1 protein-coding gene is annotated in these 324 nt (G+C 57.7%); it reads right to left on the bottom strand.

Annotated elements, in window-relative coordinates; all coding sequences use genetic code 11:
• Nucleotides 1-324, bottom strand: a 324-nt coding sequence (locus MRBLMR1_RS29940) for a PAS domain-containing protein (protein ID WP_500067233.1), incomplete at both ends; no start/stop codon positions are given.

Below are 324 nucleotides of genomic sequence, written 5' to 3'. Positions count from 1 at the left end.
TGTTCATGGCCAAATCGATGCCGAGGATGGCGTCGTTAGAGGATGCGATGATCGAGGCCAGTCTGCGTTCGGCTTCCTGAGCCTGCTTGCGCTCGGTGACATCGACCGAGATGACGGCAACCTGGTGGATCCGCCCTTCGTCATCGCGCAGAGCAGAGACCGTATTGTTCACCCAGACGAGGCTACCGTCTTTGCGAACATAGCGCTTCTCCATGTCGAAGCTTTCGCCGGTCGCGGCCAGCCGGTTGAACAGGCGGGTCTGCTCGGGCATGTCATCGGCATAAGTGATGTCCGCAATGTTTTTTCCGAGAAGTTCGTCCTCTT

The sequence above is a fragment of the Neorhizobium sp. LMR1-1-1.1 genome, from assembly GCF_040675795.1.
Taxonomy (GTDB): Bacteria; Pseudomonadota; Alphaproteobacteria; order Rhizobiales; family Rhizobiaceae; genus Neorhizobium; species Neorhizobium cellulosilyticum.
This window is presented reverse-complemented; position numbering and strand designations above follow the sequence as displayed.